Source organism: Cedecea sp. B1(4), assembly GCF_059414925.1.
Window position 1 is genome coordinate 1 of sequence record NZ_JCAHMZ010000255.1, and the last position, 328, is coordinate 328.

Sequence of the window (328 nt, forward strand, 5' to 3'; positions counted from 1 at the left end):
GCACGTTACCCAGAAGGGGGCCTGCGCCGCACCTTGGACATCGCAACGGATTTGTCGCTCATGCCACCGGCATCGAAATTCTTCGAGGCTCGAATTGAAGGGGCCCGCGCATGAGTGAAGCAACCAACCTGGCGGCGATCGAAGGGTTCCTTCGATCCCGCTGTAACTACCGACGCATCCTGGAACTCGACGCCCTCATTCTGCGAAAAGACATGGGCGCGGCACATGAAGATGCAGTTCGTGGATTTGTACAGAAAGCTATCGAAGAGGTCATGAAAAATGAGCGGAAAGATTGAACATCTGCTTCTACAAGTGCTCTCGGCGCTCA

General features: G+C 54.9%; 1 protein-coding gene. It reads left to right on the plus strand.

Annotation, left to right across the window (positions count from 1 at the left end; all coding sequences use genetic code 11):
• Positions 1-110 precede the first annotated feature (110 nt).
• Positions 111-296 (plus strand): hypothetical protein, encoded by a 186-nt coding sequence (locus ACR6JA_RS22835; protein WP_131798668.1) that lies wholly within the window; start codon positions 111-113, stop codon positions 294-296.
• Positions 297-328 lie beyond the last annotated feature (32 nt).